The sequence below is a fragment of the Nosocomiicoccus massiliensis genome (genome assembly GCF_002871345.2).
Lineage (GTDB): Bacteria > Bacillota > Bacilli > Staphylococcales > Salinicoccaceae > Nosocomiicoccus > Nosocomiicoccus ampullae_A.
This window is the reverse complement of record NZ_CP136964.1, coordinates 1-21,765: the sequence shown is the minus strand read 5'-3', so window position 1 is coordinate 21,765 and position 21,765 is coordinate 1. Positions and strand designations below refer to the sequence as shown.

Genomic DNA, 21,765 nt, shown 5'->3' with positions numbered 1-21,765 from the left:
TTATTTGTCGCCCCCTTCATCATTGTCCTCATTTTTCTCTGCTTCAATCTCTTTTTTCATTTTTTCGACATCGCCAGAGTTTTTATCTAGTTTTAGCTCCATTAAGTATGCAGCTACTTTGTCAATTTCTTCATCGTTTAATTGATAAGCACCAGTCATTTTGTTGTCTGGTTTAATCTTTTCTGGATCTTCTGATCCAGCTTACTAAGTTTTCTTTGTTGTGCTCTAAAATACCAGCGATTAGTTCTCTATCACCAAAGTTAGTTAAGTTTGGTCCAGCAGCACCAGGGTTAGTTGGTGTAACTGCGTGACATCCTATACAAGAGTTGTTGAAGATTTCTTGACCTTCTTTTGCATCGTCAGCTGATGCAACTTTTGCCTCTTCTTCGTAGACTTTCATATCAGCTAACCATTGATCGAATTCTGCTCTTGGTAATGCAACTACTTTAAAGTCCATTAGTGCGTGTGAAGGACCACATAATTCCGCACATTTACCGTAGAATAAACGATCTGCGTTTTCTGCTTTGTCATCATCAAACACTAAGTAGAAGCTGTTGATTCCGTCAACGTTTGTATCGAGTTTACCACCCGCTGCAGGTACCCAGAATGAGTGTTTTACGTCAGCACCTTTTAAGTTGAAGAATACTTTTTCATCCGTTGGAACGACTAAGTCTTGACTCGTAACAACATTTTCATGAACGTATTCAAACTCCCACCAATATTGGTAAGCAGTTACGTTAACGATTACTGAATCTTTGTTCGCTACACCATCTTCAGTTACCATATCCTCAACGTCTGCTAGAGTAAATGTTACCCAAACTGTTGGGATTGCTAAGATGATAAGTAAAATAATTGGGATAGTCGTCCAAATTACTTCAAGTGTATGGTTACCCGCAACTTGCTTTGGTACGAAATCTTCTCCCACTTTACTTCTACGACTTTTTACAACTGCAATTGTAAATGCGATTGCTACTGTTCCAACGACAAGTAACATGATTGAAATTGAAAGAATAATTAAGAAAAATTGTTGTCTCCCAACTTCACCAGCAGGTTGTAAAGCACTTAAGTTTTCTTTACCACAGCCTGCTAAGAAAATAGCAAGAACAGACATTAACATATAAAATTTTGTTTTAGTCCAACTGTTCTTCATCTAATAGACCCCTCTTTCAAAAATAAGTTTAGATTAATAGACCGGCGACTATAATCATAACGTAAAAAATAAGAATGTAATTTAAAGAAAATACAAACACTGTTTTTGCATAGCGCTTGTAATCGGTGATTGGCTTAAACATGTTTAAGGAAAGTATTAACCAACTTAAGTTCAGCAGTGTGATTAATACGACAAACCAAATCCCTAAATCAGTCATGAAAAACGGGGTAATGACGAGTAGTGATATCCACATCACAATCGACCTAACCGTACGTTTTTCTCCCTTCACACTCGGTAACATTGGAATGTTAGCGGTGCTGTACTCATCTTTACGATTTATTGCTAAAGCGTAAAAGTGCGGTGGTTGCCATATAAACATTACAAAGAACATCGCAAACGCGAGTGTATGTAAGTTTGGGTCTATAACCGCCCATCCAATTAAGGGAGGTGCTGCTCCTGGTAATGCTCCAACTACTGTATTGACAACATAATGTCTTTTAGAGTAGATGGAATATAGGACTACATAGCCAAAACCAGCTAAGAGGCCAAGTGTACCTGCAGTCATATTAATTGAATATAAGAGAATTTCTCCTATAACAACCATTGAAAAACCAATCCATAGGATGTCTTTCCCACTATACGTGCCGTCGATACTTGGTCGTTGTTGCTTAGACTTCATAACTGAATCAATATCCCGGTCATAATAGTTATTCAGTGCAGCAACGCCACCAATTAAAAGACCAACACCTAATAGCATGATTAACAACAATGGAAGCGAGCTGAAAAAAGAATGACCATAATACATAACAGCTAGAAAACCAGCAGCAAATGCTGGGATCAAGTTCGCTTTTATGATACCTTCTTTAATTAACACTCGAAATGCTTGTTGTTTTTCAATAAACGTCATCGTATGCCTTTCACTAGACACATGACTCTGCATTTAACCTTCGCCCCCTTTCACCAACATTTCTAGTTACTATAATGATATAGGAAAACAGACCGAGAATCTATAGTGTTGACACCTTTTTTTCACAGATTGTTCAAAAATTGTTCAAATAATTTACAATTGAAACATTTATCTATGGAAAGTGCCACTATAGTCGCTATTGTTTACATATAGATTCTACCACAGTTTACAATTTTGTTAAGTCTTTCTTATAACTTTAATTATTGCATGATTCTATGTGATGGTTTATATTTATTAATTGAACAGATATTTGTACGGATTTTTTTAATGAGGTGTTTTGGTTGTATAAAAAATTGAAAATAGTGGCGGTGATCACTACACTCATCATGGTTTTTGTTCAAATCGGTGGAGCACTCGTGACAAAAACTGGATCTGCTGAAGGGTGTGGAGATTCTTGGCCACTATGTCATGGTCAACTTATCCCTAAAGACTGGCCATTAGATACGATAATTGAGATTGCACATAGAGGTGTATCTGGAATCGCAATTATCTTTTTAATCATCTTTGGAGTTATGGCTTGGAAACAACTCTCACATATTAGAGAGACGAAGTTTCTCGTCTGTGTATCTCTTAGTTTTATTCTCATCCAAAGTTTAATTGGTGCCGCGGCAGTTGTTGGTTTATGGCACGGTGAGTTTGTTCTCGCTGCACACTTTGGAATTTCGTTAATATGTTTTGCAGCTGTGTTCGTGTTAACACTACTCGTCTTCCACGTTGACTTAAAGTATGATACGAAAGGTCTTATCATACATAAAGGACTGAGACGTCATACGATCGGGATTATTATTTATATTTATTTCGTAATATATAGCGGCGCATTAGTTAGACATGCCGATGCATCACTCGCATGTACAAAATGGCCACACTGTATGCCAAACCAAATTTTACCAACGAACTTTTATCAAGCCGTTCAAATGGGACACCGCTTTTTAGTACTCATACTATTTATTTGGATGGTTATCGCTTTAATTCACGTATTAAAACATTACAGCAACTACCGAGTCATTAAGAACGGTTGGATTATCATGATGACTTTACTCGTATTACAAATCATCACAGGTGCTTTAACGATATTTACGTACGCAAATATTTTCATCGCACTATTCCATGCATTATTTATCACTTTAATATTCGGTATACTATGCTATTACATCTTACTCATTAGTCGACCGGACTATGAACCATAAAACGTGAGGGTTTCCCCTCACGTTTTTTTATATTAAAAAAAGACGTTATAACAACGTCTTTAATCACGATTGATTGCTTTACGATATCTAATTTCTTTAATAGCCACAGATAATACTGCTAATGCAATCGATATACTCAAGAAACTTGATCCACCGTAACTGAGCAACGGTAACGGAACACCCGTTAATGGAATAGTTTTCGTTGCGCCTCCAATGTTAAAGAAACATTGGATTGTAATATATATACCAATCCCAAACGTAATGAGTCTTAAATATAAATCTCCAGTATGATATGAATAATAAAATGCTTTAATGACAATTGTTGCATATAATCCTAGTACGATAAGTACCCCGATGAGCCCAAGCTCTTCTGCGATAACTGAAAATATAAAGTCCGTCTGTGCTTCAGGTAAAAATCCGAGTTTCAATATGCCGTTTCCAATACCTTGCCCAATTAGTCCTCCATTGGCTATCGCAATTAAGCTGTTCGTAAGCTGATAACCGTCACCATACGGGTCGTTAAATGGATGGAAAAACGTATCGATTCTCGCGAGCTGATATGAACTTAAAAATTGTCCGTCAAACATGATAAAAGCTCCGACGACAAGGATGATAATACCTACAATTCCTGCAAATATCATAAACGTAAATTTCCGTTCAAAGTTTAAATAGAAAAACATCGAGATAATAATCGATAAAATGATTAACGACGTTCCGAAGTCATTTCTACCAATCCATAACGTCATTACGAGTACGAGTACAAATGGCATCAAGTGCTTCGTATCTGTAGGGATAAGCTCTGTTTTTATACGTAGTCGCCTGTCATAAACATATGCTAAATACATAATGACAACAATTTTAACGAACTCAGATGTCTGTAAATTTATAAATCCGAGACGAATCCAGTTTTTCTCACCGTTTACTTCAATACCAAAGATTTGAGTCGCAAGAAGTAAAAGAATACTTCCCGCAATTAACGCAATTGGAATAATCGGCTTTCTAAATAATCGTGAACTCGTAAAAAATGTAATAATTACAAATATCGTCATCCCAAATATGACAAAACGTAACTGCGAATCAAAGAAAAACTTTGGATTAAAGTTCGTCATCTCACTGCGTGATGATTTAACCATACTCCCACTATAAATCATGACAAGGCCAATGATTGCAAGTGCTATGTATGCAAATATAATGACATAATCAATGTGCTGATTTGTCTTACTAATCGGGTAGTTTAAGCGTTTTGCTTTCTTCATTGGATCACCCACTACTTATTTGCCTTTTTTAGTTGTTCTCTATGCTCATAATACGCTTCATGTACGTCTGATACTTGCTTTTCTAAATCTGCTAATATCGAACGTCCATGCTCTCTATCTATTAACCCTAGTCTCACTGCAAAATGAATTTCTTTAGATAACCCGAACATTTGAGTATCTAACACTTCTTCATATACCGGGCATTGAGGCATTGTCAAATTATCCATTTGAACACGAATCAGTTGTACGATTCTATCTGCATCTTGCTCGAGTGTTTCTAATGCAAGCCTTTTTAAAGTTTCTTCACTAGACAAGGCCCTTCCCCCTTTTCATTACAACTAAATACTACTCTACAGTATTACATTTTTCAAGTGAGTGGCTATGTTCAATTATGTATAATTTGGTATAATTTAAGCTTAGGAGGGGTTACATGCTGCTACAAATTAAAGGAAACGTAAACTTCGTCATTACATTAGACTCGAGTGCATGGATTTTCGACAATCGTAAAATACATATAGAAGATTTAGTACATGATGAAGAACACATTGAATTTGAGGATAGTGAAGAGTGGAACCGTCAAATTATAGAAGGAGACACACTTCCACCGACATTAAAATCAGAAAAGAGATATAAAAATAAAAAAGAAGAACTGCTAAACGGCACGTTTATTATGGCGCTCGACCCATTTTTAGAATACGCTGAACCAAAAAGCGTAAAGTATGAAATTACACATAAAAACGGGACGACAACACTCGCATATAAAGACCGTTACGAGCATTACGCACAGTTTTCTAATAATGGTAAGAGATTATACGACGACGGTATGATCGACCTACTCGTCATTAAAGACGGAGAAATCATCGAACGATACGAATACGTTACAGCATTTACGTTCGTATAAAATAAAGACCTGTCACATTTTAATATATGTGACAGGTCGTTTTTTTATTTATTCGTTTCTTTTTTATCGAATGAAATCGTACCTTTTTTCTTTTCATTATATAGTCTAAATCTGTACATTCCCATTACAAATACGATGACGATTAAACACTCTGCCACCGGGTAAAACGCTGCAAAAAATGTCAGTGGTAATGAGAATAATAGCATGATGATATAAATCACGATATTTTGCCAAAGTTTTAACTTTTTCGCAAAACCAAGTACGTATGCGAGAACGGATAGTACGTATACAGTAATAAACAATAACCACATCGCAGTATCTGGATTTTGATCTGCGCCATATAGCTTACCAAACATCGACAATCGGTTATATAAGCTACTCTCGTCTGTTTGTGCCGCTGTCATTAAGACGAACGAAAAAAACATTGCCTTCTACTCCTCTTGCTTTTTAGCATTCTTTAGCGCACGGTCGCGTTCACTTTTGTTTAAAATCTTTTTACGTAAACGAATCGACTCTGGCGTCACTTCTACTAACTCATCGACGTTAATATATTCTAACGCTTCTTCTAGCGTCATAATTCTTGGACGTTTCATCGTTTCTGTTTGGTCCTTTGTTGCTGAACGCATATTTGTGTGTGCTTTTGTTTTCGTAATGTTTACACCTAAATCATTTTCACGTGAGTTCTCACCGACAATCATTCCCTCATACACTTCTGTACCAGGTTCAGTGAAGTTTGTTCCACGGTCTTCTAAGTTCATAATTGCAAATGCGCTCGCTGGACCTTTGTTAATAGAAACGAGTACACCGTTACGACGTCCACCAATTTTACCTTGGATTACTGGACGATAATCTTCAAACGTATGGTTTAAAATACCATAACCGTGAGTCATCGTCATAAAATCTGTCGTATATCCTATTAAACCACGAGATGGTACTAAAAACACGAGTTTCGTTTGACCATCTTCAGTCGCCATATCTAACATTTCACCTTTACGTTGGCCGAGCGACTCAATGACACTTCCTGCATGTTCACTTGGTACGTTAATTTGTACGCGCTCAAACGGTTCATGTTTTTTACCATCAATTTCACGAATAATAACTTCTGGTTTAGATACTTGAAGCTCGTATCCTTCACGTCTCATATTTTCAATTAAGATGGATAAGTGTAACTCTCCACGTCCAGAAACGATAAACTGATCTGGCGTTGCTCCTTGGTCGACTCTTAACGATACGTCCGTTTCTAGTTGAATATCTAAGCGGTCTTTAATTTGACGTGCTGTTACAAATTTACCTTCACGCCCAGCAAATGGTGAGTTATTTACTGAAAACGTCATTTGTAACGTAGGTTCATCAATAGTTGGTGCAGGGAGTGCTTCTACTGTTTCACGGTCTGTGACTGTTTCACCGACGTTAATATCTTCTAAACCACTTAATGCGATAATGTCTCCAGCTTTCGCATGTTCAATTTCAATACGTTTCAGACCTAAAAATCCAAACATTTTAGTGACTCTAAATTGTTTTACTGTACCATCTAATTTAACGAGTGATACATTTTCTCCAACTGAAATTGACCCTCTAAATACACGACCGATACCGATACGTCCAACGTAATCGTTATAATCTAATAATGATACTTGGAATTGTAACGGTTCATCGCTATTATCTACAGGTGCAGGAACAGACTCTAAAATCGTATCGTATAGCACTTTCATATTGTCGTCTTGAGTTTCTGGATCTAAGCTTGCAGTTCCGTTCATCGCTGAAGCGTATACGACTGGGAATTCAAGTTGGTCATCATCTGCTCCTAAATCGATAAATAGTTCAAGTACTTCGTCGACAACCGCTTCAGGTCGTGCTTGTGGTTTATCGATTTTATTGACGACAACAAGCGGCGTCACACCGACGTCTAAAGCTTTTTTAAGCACGAAACGCGTCTGTGGCATCGTACCTTCAAATGCATCAACGACGAGTATTACTCCGTCGACCATTTTTAAAATACGTTCTACTTCTCCACCGAAGTCTGCGTGTCCTGGTGTATCTAAAATATTAATTCTTACATCTTCATAATCAATCGCAGTGTTTTTAGATAAAATTGTAATACCGCGCTCTTTTTCAATATCGCCACTGTCCATCGCACGGTCCTCAACGTGTTCGTTGTCTCTAAATAAACCAGATTGTTTTAATAATTGGTCGACTAACGTCGTTTTACCGTGGTCTACGTGGGCGATAATCGCTATATTTCTTAAATCTTTTCTTACTGTCATTCAAAAGTTCCCTTCGTATTTAGGTTATTTAACTGTACAATTATATCATATCGTACTTATTCTATGATATAATTGAGAAAATTTATATGTGGAGTCGATATACATGGAGAAAAAATCGAAAGGGATTTTTTTCATACTTGCGGTACTCGCAATCGTTTTACTCGTTTTATTATCAGTCACACTCGCTGAAGAGATGTGGGGATTCGCAATACTATTAGCAATTGGATTTGTTGCAATTTTTGGTATTGGTTTTACATTAAAGAAAAAATATCGCGAAAACGATTGGCTATAATAAATATTCCCCCTCATACGAGCGGGGAATTTTTTATTTAATAAAGAATTTGTCGTGTACTTCTTTAAATGATTCGTGATCAAATATCTCGAGTATTTCATCGACTAATTTCTCATGCCCACATACGACACTCGATGCTTCAAGTTCTGGAACGTCTTCACCTGTTAACGTCACACATTTTAGTCCGAGTTCATTTGTTAAAATTCTACCCCCGGCATAATCCCATGGGAAGAGTTCGTAAAATACGACAGCTCCATATTTACCATCAGCGACTGACGTAAAGTCGAGTGCTGCGCTTCCTCTATTTCGTACAGATCGTGCTTTATCGACTAGTTCGATAAAGAATTGTCTCACGTCGTCTTTTAATAACCATTTATGACTCACGCCGACGATTGTATCGTCTAATGGCTGATAGTCAACTTCTTTAATTTTCTCGCTATTTCTATAAGCGCCTTCACCAACTTTTGAGTGATAGAGTACTTTATTCGCTACGTCATACACAAATCCACAATACGGTTCTTCGTCTTTATATATACCGACAGAAATCGCAAAGTTATCGTTTTGGTTAATGAAGTTTACTGTACCGTCAATCGGGTCGACAATCCACGTAAACCCTTTTAACGTTTTAACGTCTTTACCATATGTCTCTTCACCAACGATATTGTGTTCAGGGAACTGTGCTTTAATACGCTTATAAATAAATTCTTCTGTTTCTTTATCGACTGGCGTCACTAAATCATGTGGTCCAGTCTTTCTCATTACTTCAAAGCCTTCAAGTCGTCTCGTTTCAATAAAATCTCCAGCGTCTCGTATTAATGATTTTGCAAATTCATATACATCCATTTACTTCACCTCAATTATTTGATGATTACTCATTATTATTTTATCATAAAGCTAACGAATTGTTGGAGGAAGAGACGATGAAGTACACATTTACTGAAGAAGATTTCGATGTATTTACACATGATACACTCGAAAAAACAATGTCTGAACTAAAAAAGCACGCACGAGTTAAGCTTGAAAATTTAGGTGAATATTTTAGTGATTACTTAACAGAAATGACGGATGACACACATTTTACACACGTCGCACAACATGCACGCCGTAAAGTGAACCCACCGATTGATTCTTGGGTTGCGTTTAGTACGAATAAACGTGGATATAAAATGTTACCGCACTTTCAAATTGGACTATTTAAAGACCATGCGTTTTGTCAGTACGGTATTATTTATGAAGCGCCGTCAAAAGAATATATGGCCGACCGTTTAATAAATCAAGTCGATGATATTTTAAATTTAGGTGACGGGTATTTTATTACAAAAAATCATATGAAACCTGAAAAGATGTTTATAAAAGATTTAAAAGAAGACGACGTTAAAAAAGCAATCGAACGTTTAAAAACGGTAAAATCTGGAGAGTTAATGATCGGTAAGTTTTACGATAAAAATGATCCGGTCTTAAAATCAGACGAAGCTTTCTTAGAAGAACTTAAAAACGTGTTCAATACACTGCATACATTTTATATTGAAGAAGAGTCGGTCTAACCGACTCTTCTTCAATATAAAAAAGCAACTACAAAAGTAGTTGCTTATAAATTACTCTTCATTTCTCTTATCGAGGTTTTCTCTTCTCGTACGTTTTGCATCGTTATCTACATCGTCTAATGGAGATAAGTCTTCGTCGTAGCTGATGTCTTTATAATCCTCTTCGTCTACTGCCGTAAACATGCGTGTTTTTTCTAGATCTTCGTCTTCAGCGATTACTGGCGCTGGACTAGTTTCAGGTTTTTTAGCGACACGTGTATCGTCTTCATAAGTCGGTGATACTTGACGATCATTATAATCATTGATACTCGTTTCTTTATCTTTACGTACAAATAATAATACCGCTGCAATGACGAACATTAATGATGAGAATAATGTTACGACAAATGGTGCAATAATGATTGCTGTAATTAAGAGTAATGAACCTGCTAAGATTCTCTTTTTCATTTTTACTAAACCGATAAATGAAATAATTAACGGAATTACTCCAATTAAGCTAAGAAGCCATAATTTACTAAGCATTCCTACGAGAAGATTTGTTACTTCTTGAGGGTTAACTCCCTCTTCTACTGCTGCTCGTCTCGCTTCTTCTTCAATAATATTCATAAATTGTGGATCGTTTCCAATCGCATACGATACGTAGGCAATTAATACTACGACTGCGAGTAACGCAATCCAACCAATCCAACCGATAATTTTTTCAGGCACGCGTGAAATCGGTTCAACTCTCACGGTGTAATCTCGTTTTGCCATAATCTTCACTCCAATATGTTTCTGTTGTTTCTTGATTATACCCTATTTATTATTTTTTTAGACATATTATTTAAATCATTTTATTTTTTAATAATATCATTTGAATTCGTATCTTTTAACTCTTTAATAAGTCCCCAAGGATGATAGCTAGATGCTTTTTCAAACTCGTTAAATAATGTTTTTTCTTCTGCTTTACTCGGTACAATTTCTTTAAACGATTCATAAGCAGTCTGTAACTCATTATGAGTCACACCTGATTCATATCCCTTTTCAATCGTTTGATAAAAGTGCGTCACTGTAATTATTTCTTCTGTCGACCATTCTAAATCAAGTGGGTAACTATATTCCATATATAAAAACCTCCAAAGAAAAAAGCGCTCATTTGAGCGCTTTAGTTAATTATAATGAGTGGATTGGACGTCCAAGTGCTGCTTCAGCCGCTTCCATAGGCATTTCACCTAATGTTGGGTGCGGGTGAATTGTTAATGCAACGTCTTCTAATGTCATTCCTGTTTCAACTGCTAATGCAAGTTCAGAAATGATGTCTGACGCGCCGTCACCAGCTACTTGAGCACCGATTACTAATCCGTCTTCTTTACGCGCAACGAGTTTTACGAAACCATCTGTTTTGTTTAAACCGATTGCACGACCATTTGCTGCAAATGGGAAACGGCCTGTAACGATGTCGAGTCCTTCTTCTTTTGCTTCAGTTTCATTAATACCAACTGATGCAAGTTCAGGCTCTGTGAAGCATACTGCAGGCATACCGATGTAATCTACTTCAGATTTTTCACCAGCGATTGCTTCAGCAGCAACTTTTGCTTCGTAGCTTGCTTTATGTGCAAGTGGTAAACCAGGTACGATATCACCAATTGCAAAGATTGAATCAACAGATGAACGACCTTGTTTATCAACTTCAACAAGTCCTCTGTCTGTTAATTTAACACCGATACCTTCTAAACCAAGTTCGTCTGTATTTGGACGACGACCTACAGTAACTAATACGTAGTCTGCTTCGATTGTCTCAGTGTTACCTTTTTTATCTTCATACGTAACTTTAACGCCATCTTTAGTTTCTTCAGCTGATTTTGCCATCGCCTCAGTCACAACTTTAACGTCTTTTTTCTTAAGGTTACGTTTAACGAGTGATGTCATGTTTCTTTCGAAACCACCTAAGATATCTTTCATACCTTCTAAAATTGTTACTTCAGTACCTAAGTTTGCATATGCAGTACCAAGTTCAGTACCGATATATCCTCCACCGATAACAACAAGTTTTTTAGGTAATTTTTCTAGGTTAAGTGCACCTGTTGAATCGAGTACACGATCACCAAATGCAAATCCTGGGATTTCAATCGGACGAGAACCTGTCGCTACAATCGCATGTTTAAACTCATACGTTTGTGATTGGTTTTCAGTCGCAACTTTAATGCTGTTTTTACCAGAGAAGTAAGCTTCACCTTTAACAACTTCAACTTTGTTACCTTTAAGTAGTGATTCTACACCACCAACAAGTTGGTCGACGACTTTACCTTTAAATTCTTGTACTTTAGAGAAATCTAATTTTACGTCTTTAACTTTAACGCCCATATCTTCAGAGTTTTTAGCATCTTGATATCTGTGTGATGAAGCGATTAATGCTTTAGATGGAATACAACCAACGTTTAAGCATACGCCTCCAACTGTATCTTTCTCAACGAGTACAACTTTTTGTCCTAACTGAGCCGCACGAATTGCTGCTACGTATCCTCCTGGACCAGCACCAATGACGACTGTATCTACTTCGATTGCAAAATCTCCTACAACCATTATTTTACCCCTCCATTAATAGTAAATCAGGATTATTTAGTAATTTCTTAATGTGATTTAATGCTCTTTGCGCTACTGCACCATCGATTACTCTATGGTCGTAACTAATAGAAATCGCAAGTACACGTGCAGGAACAACTTCACCGTCTACAACGACAGGTTGCTCTTCAATGCGTCCAATTCCTAAGATCGCAACTTCAGGTTGGTTAATTACTGGAGTAAACCATTTACCTCCTTCAAATCCGAGGTTAGAAATCGACATGCTTCCACCTTGCATTTCTTCCATTGTTAGTTTACCATCTCTCGCTTTTGTTGCAAGTTCCATAATATCATCTGAGATTTCAAAAATAGATTTTGCATTTGCATCTCTAATTACTGGAACGACTAACCCGCGGTCAGTGTCAGCAGCAATACCGATATCATAGTAGTGTTTATGGATAATTTCATCCGTTTCACTATCTACTGATGTGTTTAACTCAGGATATTTCTTCAGTGCAGATACAAGTGCTTTAACGACATATGGTAAGTACGTTAATTTCGTACCTTGCTCTTCAGCGTAACCTTTAAACTTCTGACGGTGTTCGTATAGATTGTCTACGATTACTTCGTCGATGTTTGTAACGTGTGGAGACGTCTGTTTACTACTCACCATCGCTTTAGCGATTGTACGGCGAATCGACGTCATCTTCTCGCGTGTTTCACGGTCTTTAGTTACCGTCGTTACACTTTGTTTAGATGTTTCTTCAGATTTAGTTTCTGCAGTATCTGCTGCTTCTTCAGCGCCACCATTCATAAATGCTTCAACGTCCGCTTTAGTAATGCGGTCGTGTTTTCCTGTACCTGTTACTTTCGTAATATCTACGTCGTTTTCACGAGCAAATTTACGAACTGAAGGCATCGCTTTTACGAATCGTTTATCTGTAGAACCTTCCTCTTTAGATTCTGATTTTTCTTCAGTTTTCTCTTCTTTTTCTTCTTTTACAGGCTCTTCTTTTTTATCTTCTTCTTTTTCTGAGTCAGAAGATGTGTCTTCTGACGGCGTATCTTCACTACCGTCATCAATCGTTACAAGTACTGTCCCGACTGTCGTCACTTCTCCTTCTGCGACGTGAATCTTTTGAATTGTACCTGATACTGGAGATGGCATTTCTACGACTGCTTTGTCGTTTGCGATCTCTACGAGCGTATCATCCTCTTCAATTTGGTCACCTTCATTGATGAACCACTTCGCAATTTCACCTTCATGAATTCCTTCACCGATATCATGAAGTTTCACTTCATAAGCCATGAATTTCCCCCCTAAGTTTTAGAAATTGATAACTTCTTTCGCTTTTTCGATAATTTCATCTTTTCCAGGCAGCCATACTTTTTCAGCTGCAGTGAATGGATACACTGTGTCTGGCGCGCTTACACGTAAAATAGGTGCTTCTAACGAAAGAATTGTACGTTCTTGTAACTCAGCTGTGACTTGTCCACCAACACCTGCTTGGTGCTGAGCTTCTTGAATCACGACTGCACGATTTGTTTTCTCTACAGATTTAACAAGTGTTTCGTAGTCGACTGGAGATACTGTTCTTAAGTCGATCACTTCTGCAGAAATATTTTCTTTTTCTAACTCTTCAGCAGCATGAAGTGCTTCGTGAACCATCGCACCATAAGCGATTAATGTCACATCGTCACCTTCACGACGAACCGCTGCTTTACCAATTTCCACTTCGTAAGCCTCTTCAGGTACTTCTTCACGGAATGAACGGTATAACTTCATATGCTCTAAGAAAATTACAGGGTCATCTGAGCGAATTGCTGAGATGAGTAGTCCTTTTGCATCGCTTGGTGTTGATGGAATTACTACACGTAAACCAGGCGTTTGTGCCATGAGACCTTCAAGTGAGTCTGCGTGTAATTCTGGTGTGTTTACTCCACCACCAAATGGTGCACGAACTACGATAGGAGTCTTTTTAGAACCGCCTGAACGGTATCTATGACGTGCAATTTGTCCAGCAATTCCATCCATCGCTTCAAATAAGAATCCGAAGAACTGGATTTCAACAACCGGACGATATCCTTCTAATGTTAAACCTAAACCGAGTGATGCGATTGCACTCTCTGCAAGTGGTGTGTCAAATACACGGTCGACTCCAAACTCTTCTTGTAATCCTTGAGTCGCTAAGAATACACCACCATTAACTCCAACGTCCTCTCCAAACACGAGTACGTTTTCGTCATTTTTAAGTTCTGTACGCATCGCTTCAGTAATCGCTTGAATCATCGTTAATTCAGCCATTGATTATGACTCCTTCCCTTTGTAGTATTCATATTGCTCTACAACGTTTGATGGATTTTCTTCATACATTAAATCCATTAAACCTGTGATTGTTTGTGGCGCTCTTTTATCTGCTTCTTTAATCGCTTCTTTAACTTCTTCACGCGCACGCTCAATCACTTCTTTTTCTTTCTCTTCGTTCCATAATTCTTTTTCTTCTAAGAACTTTCTGAAACGAACGATTGGGTCTTTTTTCGCCCATGCATCGTCTTCATCTTGTTTTCTATAACGTGTTGGGTCATCTCCTGACAGTGTGTGTGCACCGTAACGGTAACATACTGTTTCGATAAGAGTTGGTCCTTCACCTTTAATTGCACGGTCACGTGCATCTTTTGTTACTTTATAAACTGCAAGTGCGTCCATTCCGTCCACTTGAACAGATGGAATACCTGCTGCAACACCTTTTTGCGCTAACGTTTTAGCAGCTGTTTGTAAAGATCTCGGTGTTGAGATTGCATATTGGTTATTTTGAACGACGAAAATCGCTGGTGCTTTATAAGCGCCTGCAAAGTTAATACCTTCATAGAAGTCACCTTGAGACGTACCACCGTCACCAGTATACGTAATTACGACGTTTTCTTTTTCTCTCTTTTTAAGACCTAAAGCGACACCAGCCGTTTGCACGTACTGTGCCCCGATAATAATCTGCGGGCTTAAAGCATTTACACCTTCTGGGAACTGGTTACCTTCATAATGCCCTCTTGAGAATAAGAATGCTTTGTATAACGGTAAACCATGCCAAATTAATTGTGGGACATCACGGTACCCTGGTAAAACATAGTCCCCTTTTTCAATTGCAAAATGACTTGCAATTTGTGATGCTTCTTGTCCAGCCGTTGGTGCGTAGAACCCAAGTCTACCTTGACGGTTTAAAGACGTAGAACGCTCGTCTAATACTCTCGTCCACACCATTCGCGTCATAATCTCCACTAATTCATCATCAGAGAGTTCAGGCATTTCGTTTTTATTTACGACTTTACCTTCCTCATCTAAAATTTGAAAAAGTTCAAATGACGCCTCAATATCTTGTAATTGAGCAACCGGATCGAATCCTTTTTTCTTCGGTGCCATACTTCTTCACCATACCTTTCATAAAAATGCTTACAGTAATAATAACATAAAGTATTCACGCATTTAAAAGATATCGACTTTTAAACGGTACTTCTGTTTCATTATATAGTATTTTGGACGTATCAGTAACTCTTTTTGTCATACTTCTATAATATAATGTATAATTAAAAAATGAATTTTAGCTTAGGAGAGATTTTATGCTTACAATGGATGATATTGTTAGAGATGGACATCCAATATTAAGAACAAAAGTAAAAGAAGTCACTGAAATTGACGAGGAGACAAAACGTCAATTACGTGAAATGCGCGAGTATTTAGTGATGTCACAAGATGAAAAAACCGCTCAAAAATATAATTTAAGAGCAGGCGTTGGACTTGCAGCACCGCAAGTCAATATCGATAAACGTATGATCGCGATTTACATTACAGACGAAATGAACGAACCAGTGTATGATTATATGCTCATTAACCCGAAATTAGTGAGTCACTCTGTACAAGAGACATATCTTCCAGGTGGAGAAGGATGTTTAAGTGTCGATGAAGATATCGACGGAATCGTCCACCGCTATAAACGTTTTAGAGTATCTGCATTAGATATTGACGGCAATAAAATTGAAATTAAAGCAAAAGGATTACTTGCAATCGTCCTTCAACACGAGATGGACCACTTAAACGGTGTGATGTTCTATGATCATATCGATCAAGAAAATCCAAACGAGCCGCGTGACGGTGCAGTACCATTTGAAGATTAAATAAAATCGTCATTTCTAGTGACGTAACGAATTCCTTTATCGTTTAAAATATCGATGAGTTGTTCGTACGTCTCTTCGTTTAAAATAAGTGGATCTGCCTCATGTGGTATAAAGTGATGTTCGTACGTATTAGAAGCCACATAATCATAAATTAAATTCATAATATACATGTCATTTCTTATGTTAAATTCAATGAATTCGACACGTTTATCTTCACGCGACATTTCACGACGAATCGTTTCGTAAATTTGTAAAGCATCCATTGCCTTACCCCCTTTATTATTATTATAAAGTCTTTGCAACACATTCGTCTATGAGGTAGAATAAACTTAAGTATAAAGGTACGAATTGTGTTTATGAAAATGAGCACAAATTGACATGTTCAATAACATCTAAAAGCCGAAATGGCAGTTGGCAACTTAGTATAAAAGGATATCTATCCGGTTGAAGATGTGCTTTCATGAACGAGCACATCTTATTTTTTATAAAACATTTAAGGAGTTTATTTGAAATGGAAATTTTTAAAGTATTTTATCAAAATCATAAAACGCAACGTATTATTCGTGAAGAAACAAAATCAATGTACGTTGAAGCAGAAAATTTAGAACAAGTAAGAAAGTATTTCGGTGACAAAGAAGTCACTTTAGAGCACATTGAAGCGTTAACTCCCGATCATTTAGCATACGAAAAAGAACATAACGAAGACTTTGAGGTTACGAAACTATAATGACTCAAACATCCAAAGTAAAAGTGTTCGCCCTAGGTGGACTTGGGGAGATCGGGAAAAACACTTACTGTGTGGAATACAAAGACGAAATTATTATTATTGACGCGGGGATTAAATTCCCAAGTGACGATGAACTTGGCGTTGACTACGTCATACCGGATTATACGTATTTAAAAGAAAACGAACATAAAATTAAAGCGCTCGTCGTCACACATGGTCACGAAGACCATATCGGTGGAATTCCATTTTTATTAAAAGAAATTTCAGTGCCTATATACTCTGGCCCACTAGCACTTGGCCTTATTCAAAACAAATTAGAAGAACATAAGTTAATGCACCGTACATCATTAAATCCAATTACTGAGTCAGACGTGTTAAAGTTTGAAAATATGTCAGTAGAATTTTACTTAACGACGCACTCTATACCTGAAGCGTACGGTGTCGTTGTAAAAACACCTGAAGGTAACATCGTCCATACGGGTGACTTTAAGTTTGACTTTACACCGGTTGGAGAGCCTGCGAACATTACAAAAATGGCCAATTTAGGTGAAGAAGGCGTACTTTTACTTCTATCAGACTCAACGAACGCGACTGTACCAAATTTCACAATGAGTGAAAAAGAAGTCGGTCAAAACGTTGAAGATATTTTTAGACAATGCTCTGGTCGTATTATATTTGCGACATTTGCATCTAACATTTATAGAGTTCAACAAGCAATCGATGCTGCTGTAAAATTCAACCGTAAAATTGTCGTTTTCGGAAGAAGTATGGAAAACAACATTAAAATCGGTCAAGAACTCGGTTATATTAAAGCGCCAGTAGACACATTCATAGAAGCAAAAGAAATTAACCGTTACGAAAAACACCAAATTATGATCCTTTGTACAGGATCTCAAGGTGAACCGATGGCAGCATTGTCTCGTATCGCAAACGGTACACATAGACAAATTTCAATCATTCCAGATGATACAGTCGTCTTTAGTAGCTCACCTATTCCTGGGAACACGATGAGTGTCAATAAAACAATTAATGCTCTTTATAAAGCAGGTGCAGACGTAATTCATGGACCGTTGTCAAACATCCATACGTCTGGACACGGCTCACAAGAAGAACAAAAACTAATGCTTAGACTCATTCGCCCAGAGTACTTTATGCCTATTCACGGTGAATACCGTATGCAAAAAATCCATAAAGAACTCGGTATCGACACAGGTGTCGATAAAGATAAAATCTTCTTAATGGAAAATGGTGACGTCTTATCTATCGATAGAAACGGTGCAGAGATTTCAGGAAAAGTACCAGCTGGAACAGTATTTGTAGACGGTATCGGAATTGGAGATATCGGAAATATCGTACTACGTGACCGTAAAGAACTTTCAGAAGAAGGATTAGCAGTCGTCGTCGTATCTATCGACTTTAAAACACAGACACTACTTTCAGGTCCAGACATTATTTCTCGTGGGTTCGTCTATATGAGAGAATCATTTAGACTCATTCGTAGCGCAGAGAAACGCCTAAAAGAATCCATCGAAGAGTTATTAGAAGAAGACAACGTCGAATGGTTTAACGTCAAACAACTCATCATTCAAGACTTATCGAATTACTTATACAAAAAGACACATCGTAAACCGATGATTTTACCAATGATTATGAGAGTTAACGACGAGACGTTAGAAGATAAATAAAAACTTGAAAATACCCGTTACTTAATTGTAACGGGTATTTTTTAGTTGTCCCCCATCACTATTTCAAAGTGTGAGAGATTTCATCGCTTGCAATTAATATTAAAATATCGTCTTCAAGAATTGGCGTGTGCGAATCTGGCGACACGATAATGTGCTCATGTCGTTTAATGGCTAATACGGATACTCCAAATTTATTTCTAAAGTCTAACTCATCTAGCGTACGATTTGTAAAAGCTTCAACTGCTTTAAATTCTACGATTGAGTGGTTATCTGAAATTTCGAGTATATCGAGAGTATGTGTCGATACGAGTCGGTGTGCAAGTAATCGCCCGATATCTCTTTCAGGGTGAATCACAGCATCTGCACCGATTTTTTCTAACACTCTACCGTGATAATCATTTTGAGCTTTAACCGTCACTTTTTCGCATCCGAGGTCTTTTAATATAAGTGTCGTTAAAATACTGCCTTGAATACTCTCACCAATCGCAACGATGACGTGGTCGAAGTTAGTAATACCTACACTTTTTAAGACGTTTTCATCCATCGTATTACCGATCACCGCTTCAGTGACAAGATCCTTATATTCGTTAATAACCGCTTCATCTTTGTCAATCGCAAGAACGTTCACATTTAACTTTTGTAATTCTTTAACGATACTCGAACCGAATCTTCCGAGTCCGATTACCGCAAATTCTTTTTTCATAACTTACTCCTTACCTTGTACGTAATCTTTATCGAATAAGAATAATCTCATTAATATTATAAGACTTGGAATAAGTAATAGTAAACCTAAAACGAACACAATGACGAGTGCGATGGCCATCGAGTCGTTAACGACCGCATCGAGTTTTATAAACGGATATAAAATATATGGTAATTTACTAATTCCATAACCGAAAAATGCGAACGCAAACTGTAACATCACCATAATAAACGCAATACCGTAATTTTTCTTTTTATAAACTAAGTACACAGCAATTGCCATAAATACAATACTACATAAGAAGAAGTACCAGTAATTTTGTGTGGCATTGTCAAAGTGTTCTCTATTCGTTGCGCGAAGCTCTAGGAACACAAATTGAGAAATGACGAGCATTGGAATTGTCCATGTTAAGAACCATGTACGCGTTAAATGCACGGCTTGCTTTGCTTTTGCACGATTCGAATAGAAAAGTAAAAAACCACTCGAAATATATAACACAGAAATGACTGCTAAAAATACGACGGACCACGTATATCCGCTAAAAAATAGTTCGACATAGTCTAAATCAAGACCTGCAGCAGTTTCTTCTATAAAACCACCTTCAGATATGACCAGTGCGACTGAAAGCGACGCTGGGATAAATAACCCTGTTACACCGTATAAAAACGTCCAAACCATATTCGTGCCTTTAGAATATTGGTTAAATGCATAATAACTTCCGCGAATCGCTAACATAATTAACGATATAGACGCTGGAATGAGTAACACCGTACCTAAATAGTATGCCGAGTCCGGGAAAAATCCGACGATCCCAACGAAGAAGAATACGAAGAATACGTTCGTGACTTCCCATACAGGATTTAAATAGCGGTTAATAATCGGTGTAATAATATTATCTTGATTCGTTAATTTTGCATAGAAGTTATAAAACCCTGCACCAAAGTCAATCGATGCAATGACGACGTATCCGTATAAAAACGTCCAAAGTACTGTAATACCTAGTGTTGCAAAATCCATTAGAATCGACCTCCAGTCTCATCTAAACTTTCAGTACCATAATATTGAATTTGGCTATCTTTTGCTGATTTATCTTTAAACATACGCGTTAACACGAGAATAGTCGTCGTTACTAATACGAAGTATAAAACACCGAATAGGATTAGCGTTAACCCTAAACCACTCGCCTCGGTGATCGCTTCACTGACGCGCATATATCCACGTACCATCCATGGCTGACGACCAAGTTCAGCTGTAAACCAACCCGCTTCAATTGCTAAAAATGATAACGGACCGGTTAAGACATATATATACAACATCAACTTACTGTGTAGTAACTCCGGTTTTAACCATTTTAAGATAAAGTATAAAAGACTCGCTCCGAATCCAAACATTCCAAAGAATACCATGACGTCAAAGAAATAGTGAATGACAAGTGGTGGCCATTCATCTTTAGGGATATCGTTTAACCCTGTCACTTCAGTACTCGGTTTCCAGTCCGATAAAATACTTAACGCGCTCGGAATTCTGAGTGCACCTTTCACTTCTTGGTTTTCTTCATCGAGTACACCAAATAAAATTAAATCCGCGTTACTTTCTGTTTCAAAGTGCCACTCCATTGCAGCAAGTTTTTCTGGTTGATGATTATGTAAATACTTTGCAGATAAATCTCCTGCGAGTAAAGTGAGTCCAGACATAATTAAACCAATGACCATCATCACTTTTAAGCCTTTTTTGTGATACTCACGATCTTCATCGAATTTAGACTTTAATAAGTTAAACGCTGCGATCGTCACCATAATAAACGCTGCTGTCATATACGCTGTAACGAGTACGTGGAACACTCGTTCTGGCATCGACGGGTTAAACATCGCTTTTAAAGGATCGACATTTTTTAACACACCGTCAACGATTTTAAAGCCTGCTGGAGAGTTCATAAAGCTATTTACCATCGTAATAAACACCGCGGAAATTCCTGCACCAAGTACGACTGGAATTGTTAAATACCAGTGGTGCCAGCGATTTTTAAATCGATCCCACGTATATAAGTAAATACCTAAAAATATCGCTTCAAAGAAAAACGCAAATGTTTCCATGAATAGTGGTAACGCAATAATATGACCGGCAAGTTGCATAAACTGTGGCCATATTAATGATAATTGAAGACCGATAATTGTACCGGTAACAACACCTACGGCAACAGTGACTGTGTATCCCATCGCAATTCTACGTGCCATCGTTAAGTAGTGATAATCATTCTTTTTAATGCCTAGAAATTCCAGTACCATAATGAGTAACGGAATTCCTACTCCTACTGTCGCATACAGAATATGTACACCTAACGTTAAACCAGTCAATATTCGACCAATTAAAACATCTTCCAT

At 37.5% G+C, this 21,765-nt stretch carries 23 protein-coding genes and 1 pseudogene; 7 read left to right on the top strand and 17 right to left on the bottom strand.

Going from position 1 to position 21,765, the window contains the following annotated elements; translation table 11 throughout:
* A pseudogene (gene coxB / locus CJ229_RS00120) lies at positions 1-1,150 on the bottom strand (cytochrome c oxidase subunit II).
* A gap of 28 nt (positions 1,151-1,178) precedes the next feature.
* Positions 1,179-2,090, bottom strand: coding sequence for a heme o synthase (gene cyoE / locus CJ229_RS00115; protein ID WP_068128924.1), 912 nt, complete (start codon positions 2,088-2,090; stop codon positions 1,179-1,181).
* 299 nt (positions 2,091-2,389) lie between these two features.
* On the opposite strand from cyoE, the gene CJ229_RS00110 reads away from it, so the two are divergent.
* Positions 2,390-3,304, top strand: a complete 915-nt coding sequence (locus CJ229_RS00110; protein WP_336619816.1) for a COX15/CtaA family protein — start codon at positions 2,390-2,392, stop codon at positions 3,302-3,304.
* 59 nt (positions 3,305-3,363) lie between these two features.
* Here CJ229_RS00110 and CJ229_RS00105 read toward each other — a convergent pair whose 3' ends face one another.
* A complete protein-coding gene (locus CJ229_RS00105) occupies positions 3,364-4,560 on the bottom strand; it encodes an FtsW/RodA/SpoVE family cell cycle protein (protein ID WP_102167245.1) in 1,197 nt (398 codons plus the stop codon).
* A gap of 11 nt (positions 4,561-4,571) precedes the next feature.
* Positions 4,572-4,874, bottom strand: a complete 303-nt coding sequence (locus CJ229_RS00100) for an Fpa/YlaN family protein (protein ID WP_040929268.1) — start codon at positions 4,872-4,874, stop codon at positions 4,572-4,574.
* 116 nt (positions 4,875-4,990) lie between these two features.
* Between CJ229_RS00100 and CJ229_RS00095 the strand changes: the two genes are divergently transcribed.
* The gene (locus CJ229_RS00095) at positions 4,991-5,461 is read left to right on the top strand and encodes a hypothetical protein (RefSeq protein WP_317846580.1); all 471 of its coding nucleotides are present in this window, start codon (positions 4,991-4,993) and stop codon (positions 5,459-5,461) included.
* A gap of 44 nt (positions 5,462-5,505) precedes the next feature.
* Here the strand turns inward: CJ229_RS00095 and CJ229_RS00090 are convergent, their stop codons facing one another.
* The gene (locus tag CJ229_RS00090) at positions 5,506-5,886 is read right to left on the bottom strand and encodes a YlaH-like family protein (RefSeq protein WP_257993683.1); all 381 of its coding nucleotides are present in this window, start codon (positions 5,884-5,886) and stop codon (positions 5,506-5,508) included.
* A 6-nt stretch (positions 5,887-5,892) separates the two neighbouring features.
* Positions 5,893-7,725, bottom strand: coding sequence for a translational GTPase TypA (typA, locus tag CJ229_RS00085; RefSeq protein WP_102167244.1), 1,833 nt, complete (start codon positions 7,723-7,725; stop codon positions 5,893-5,895).
* A gap of 103 nt (positions 7,726-7,828) precedes the next feature.
* On the opposite strand from typA, the gene CJ229_RS00080 reads away from it, so the two are divergent.
* Entirely contained in the window at positions 7,829-8,017 is a 189-nt protein-coding gene (locus CJ229_RS00080; protein ID WP_068128930.1) for a DUF5325 family protein, read from the top strand.
* 33 nt (positions 8,018-8,050) lie between these two features.
* On the opposite strand, the gene CJ229_RS00075 is transcribed toward CJ229_RS00080, so the two are convergent.
* On the bottom strand, positions 8,051-8,860 hold the full coding sequence (locus tag CJ229_RS00075; protein WP_102167243.1) for an inositol monophosphatase family protein: 810 nt from the start codon (positions 8,858-8,860) through the stop codon (positions 8,051-8,053).
* 77 nt (positions 8,861-8,937) lie between these two features.
* On the opposite strand from CJ229_RS00075, the gene CJ229_RS00070 reads away from it, so the two are divergent.
* On the top strand, positions 8,938-9,561 hold the full coding sequence (locus tag CJ229_RS00070) for a YktB family protein (protein ID WP_102167242.1): 624 nt from the start codon (positions 8,938-8,940) through the stop codon (positions 9,559-9,561).
* Between the two features lie 51 nt (positions 9,562-9,612).
* On the opposite strand, the gene CJ229_RS00065 is transcribed toward CJ229_RS00070, so the two are convergent.
* From CJ229_RS00065 to pdhA, 6 genes are all read right to left on the bottom strand, one after another.
* The gene (locus tag CJ229_RS00065) at positions 9,613-10,314 is read right to left on the bottom strand and encodes a DUF4064 domain-containing protein (RefSeq protein WP_317846579.1); all 702 of its coding nucleotides are present in this window, start codon (positions 10,312-10,314) and stop codon (positions 9,613-9,615) included.
* An 80-nt stretch (positions 10,315-10,394) separates the two neighbouring features.
* The gene (locus tag CJ229_RS00060) at positions 10,395-10,664 is read right to left on the bottom strand and encodes a UPF0223 family protein (RefSeq protein ID WP_102167240.1); all 270 of its coding nucleotides are present in this window, start codon (positions 10,662-10,664) and stop codon (positions 10,395-10,397) included.
* 49 nt (positions 10,665-10,713) lie between these two features.
* The gene (gene lpdA, locus CJ229_RS00055) at positions 10,714-12,123 is read right to left on the bottom strand and encodes a dihydrolipoyl dehydrogenase (protein ID WP_070457543.1); all 1,410 of its coding nucleotides are present in this window, start codon (positions 12,121-12,123) and stop codon (positions 10,714-10,716) included.
* Positions 12,124-12,127: 4 nt separating this feature from the next.
* Complete coding sequence (locus CJ229_RS00050; RefSeq protein WP_317846578.1) at positions 12,128-13,411, bottom strand: dihydrolipoamide acetyltransferase family protein; 1,284 nt, start codon at positions 13,409-13,411, stop codon at positions 12,128-12,130.
* A gap of 18 nt (positions 13,412-13,429) precedes the next feature.
* Positions 13,430-14,407: an alpha-ketoacid dehydrogenase subunit beta gene (locus CJ229_RS00045; protein ID WP_040929276.1), complete on the bottom strand. Its 978-nt coding sequence runs from the start codon at positions 14,405-14,407 to the stop codon at positions 13,430-13,432.
* A gap of 3 nt (positions 14,408-14,410) precedes the next feature.
* Positions 14,411-15,517 carry a pyruvate dehydrogenase (acetyl-transferring) E1 component subunit alpha gene (pdhA, locus tag CJ229_RS00040; RefSeq protein WP_102167239.1) on the bottom strand — a complete coding sequence of 369 codons (1,107 nt, stop codon included), beginning with the start codon at positions 15,515-15,517 and terminating at the stop codon, positions 14,411-14,413.
* Between the two features lie 197 nt (positions 15,518-15,714).
* Between pdhA and def the strand changes: the two genes are divergently transcribed.
* Positions 15,715-16,269, top strand: coding sequence for a peptide deformylase (gene def / locus CJ229_RS00035; RefSeq protein WP_102167238.1), 555 nt, complete (start codon positions 15,715-15,717; stop codon positions 16,267-16,269).
* On the opposite strand, the gene CJ229_RS00030 is transcribed toward def, so the two are convergent.
* A complete protein-coding gene (locus CJ229_RS00030) occupies positions 16,266-16,532 on the bottom strand; it encodes a hypothetical protein (RefSeq protein ID WP_070710293.1) in 267 nt (88 codons plus the stop codon). The two genes, def and CJ229_RS00030, sit on opposite strands and share 4 nt — an antisense overlap.
* A gap of 248 nt (positions 16,533-16,780) precedes the next feature.
* Here CJ229_RS00030 and CJ229_RS00025 point away from each other — a divergent pair, with 248 nt between their 5' ends.
* Together CJ229_RS00025 and rnjA are read left to right on the top strand one after the other, a co-directional pair.
* Complete coding sequence (locus CJ229_RS00025; RefSeq protein ID WP_068128017.1) at positions 16,781-16,996, top strand: RNA polymerase epsilon subunit; 216 nt, start codon at positions 16,781-16,783, stop codon at positions 16,994-16,996.
* The gene (gene rnjA / locus CJ229_RS00020; RefSeq protein ID WP_102167237.1) at positions 16,996-18,681 is read left to right on the top strand and encodes a ribonuclease J1; all 1,686 of its coding nucleotides are present in this window, start codon (positions 16,996-16,998) and stop codon (positions 18,679-18,681) included. Before CJ229_RS00025 ends, rnjA begins: the two co-directional genes overlap by 1 nt.
* Positions 18,682-18,739: 58 nt before the next feature.
* Here rnjA and CJ229_RS00015 read toward each other — a convergent pair whose 3' ends face one another.
* The 3 genes from CJ229_RS00015 to CJ229_RS00005 are packed head-to-tail and all read right to left on the bottom strand — an operon-like array spanning position 18,740 to position 21,765.
* Positions 18,740-19,384 (bottom strand): potassium channel family protein, encoded by a 645-nt coding sequence (locus CJ229_RS00015; protein ID WP_317846577.1) that lies wholly within the window; start codon positions 19,382-19,384, stop codon positions 18,740-18,742.
* Between the two features lie 3 nt (positions 19,385-19,387).
* Positions 19,388-20,401, bottom strand: coding sequence for a cytochrome d ubiquinol oxidase subunit II (locus CJ229_RS00010; protein ID WP_102167236.1), 1,014 nt, complete (start codon positions 20,399-20,401; stop codon positions 19,388-19,390).
* Positions 20,401-21,765, bottom strand: coding sequence for a cytochrome ubiquinol oxidase subunit I (locus CJ229_RS00005; RefSeq protein ID WP_068128003.1), 1,365 nt, complete (start codon positions 21,763-21,765; stop codon positions 20,401-20,403). The genes CJ229_RS00010 and CJ229_RS00005 overlap by 1 nt, the downstream gene beginning before the upstream one ends.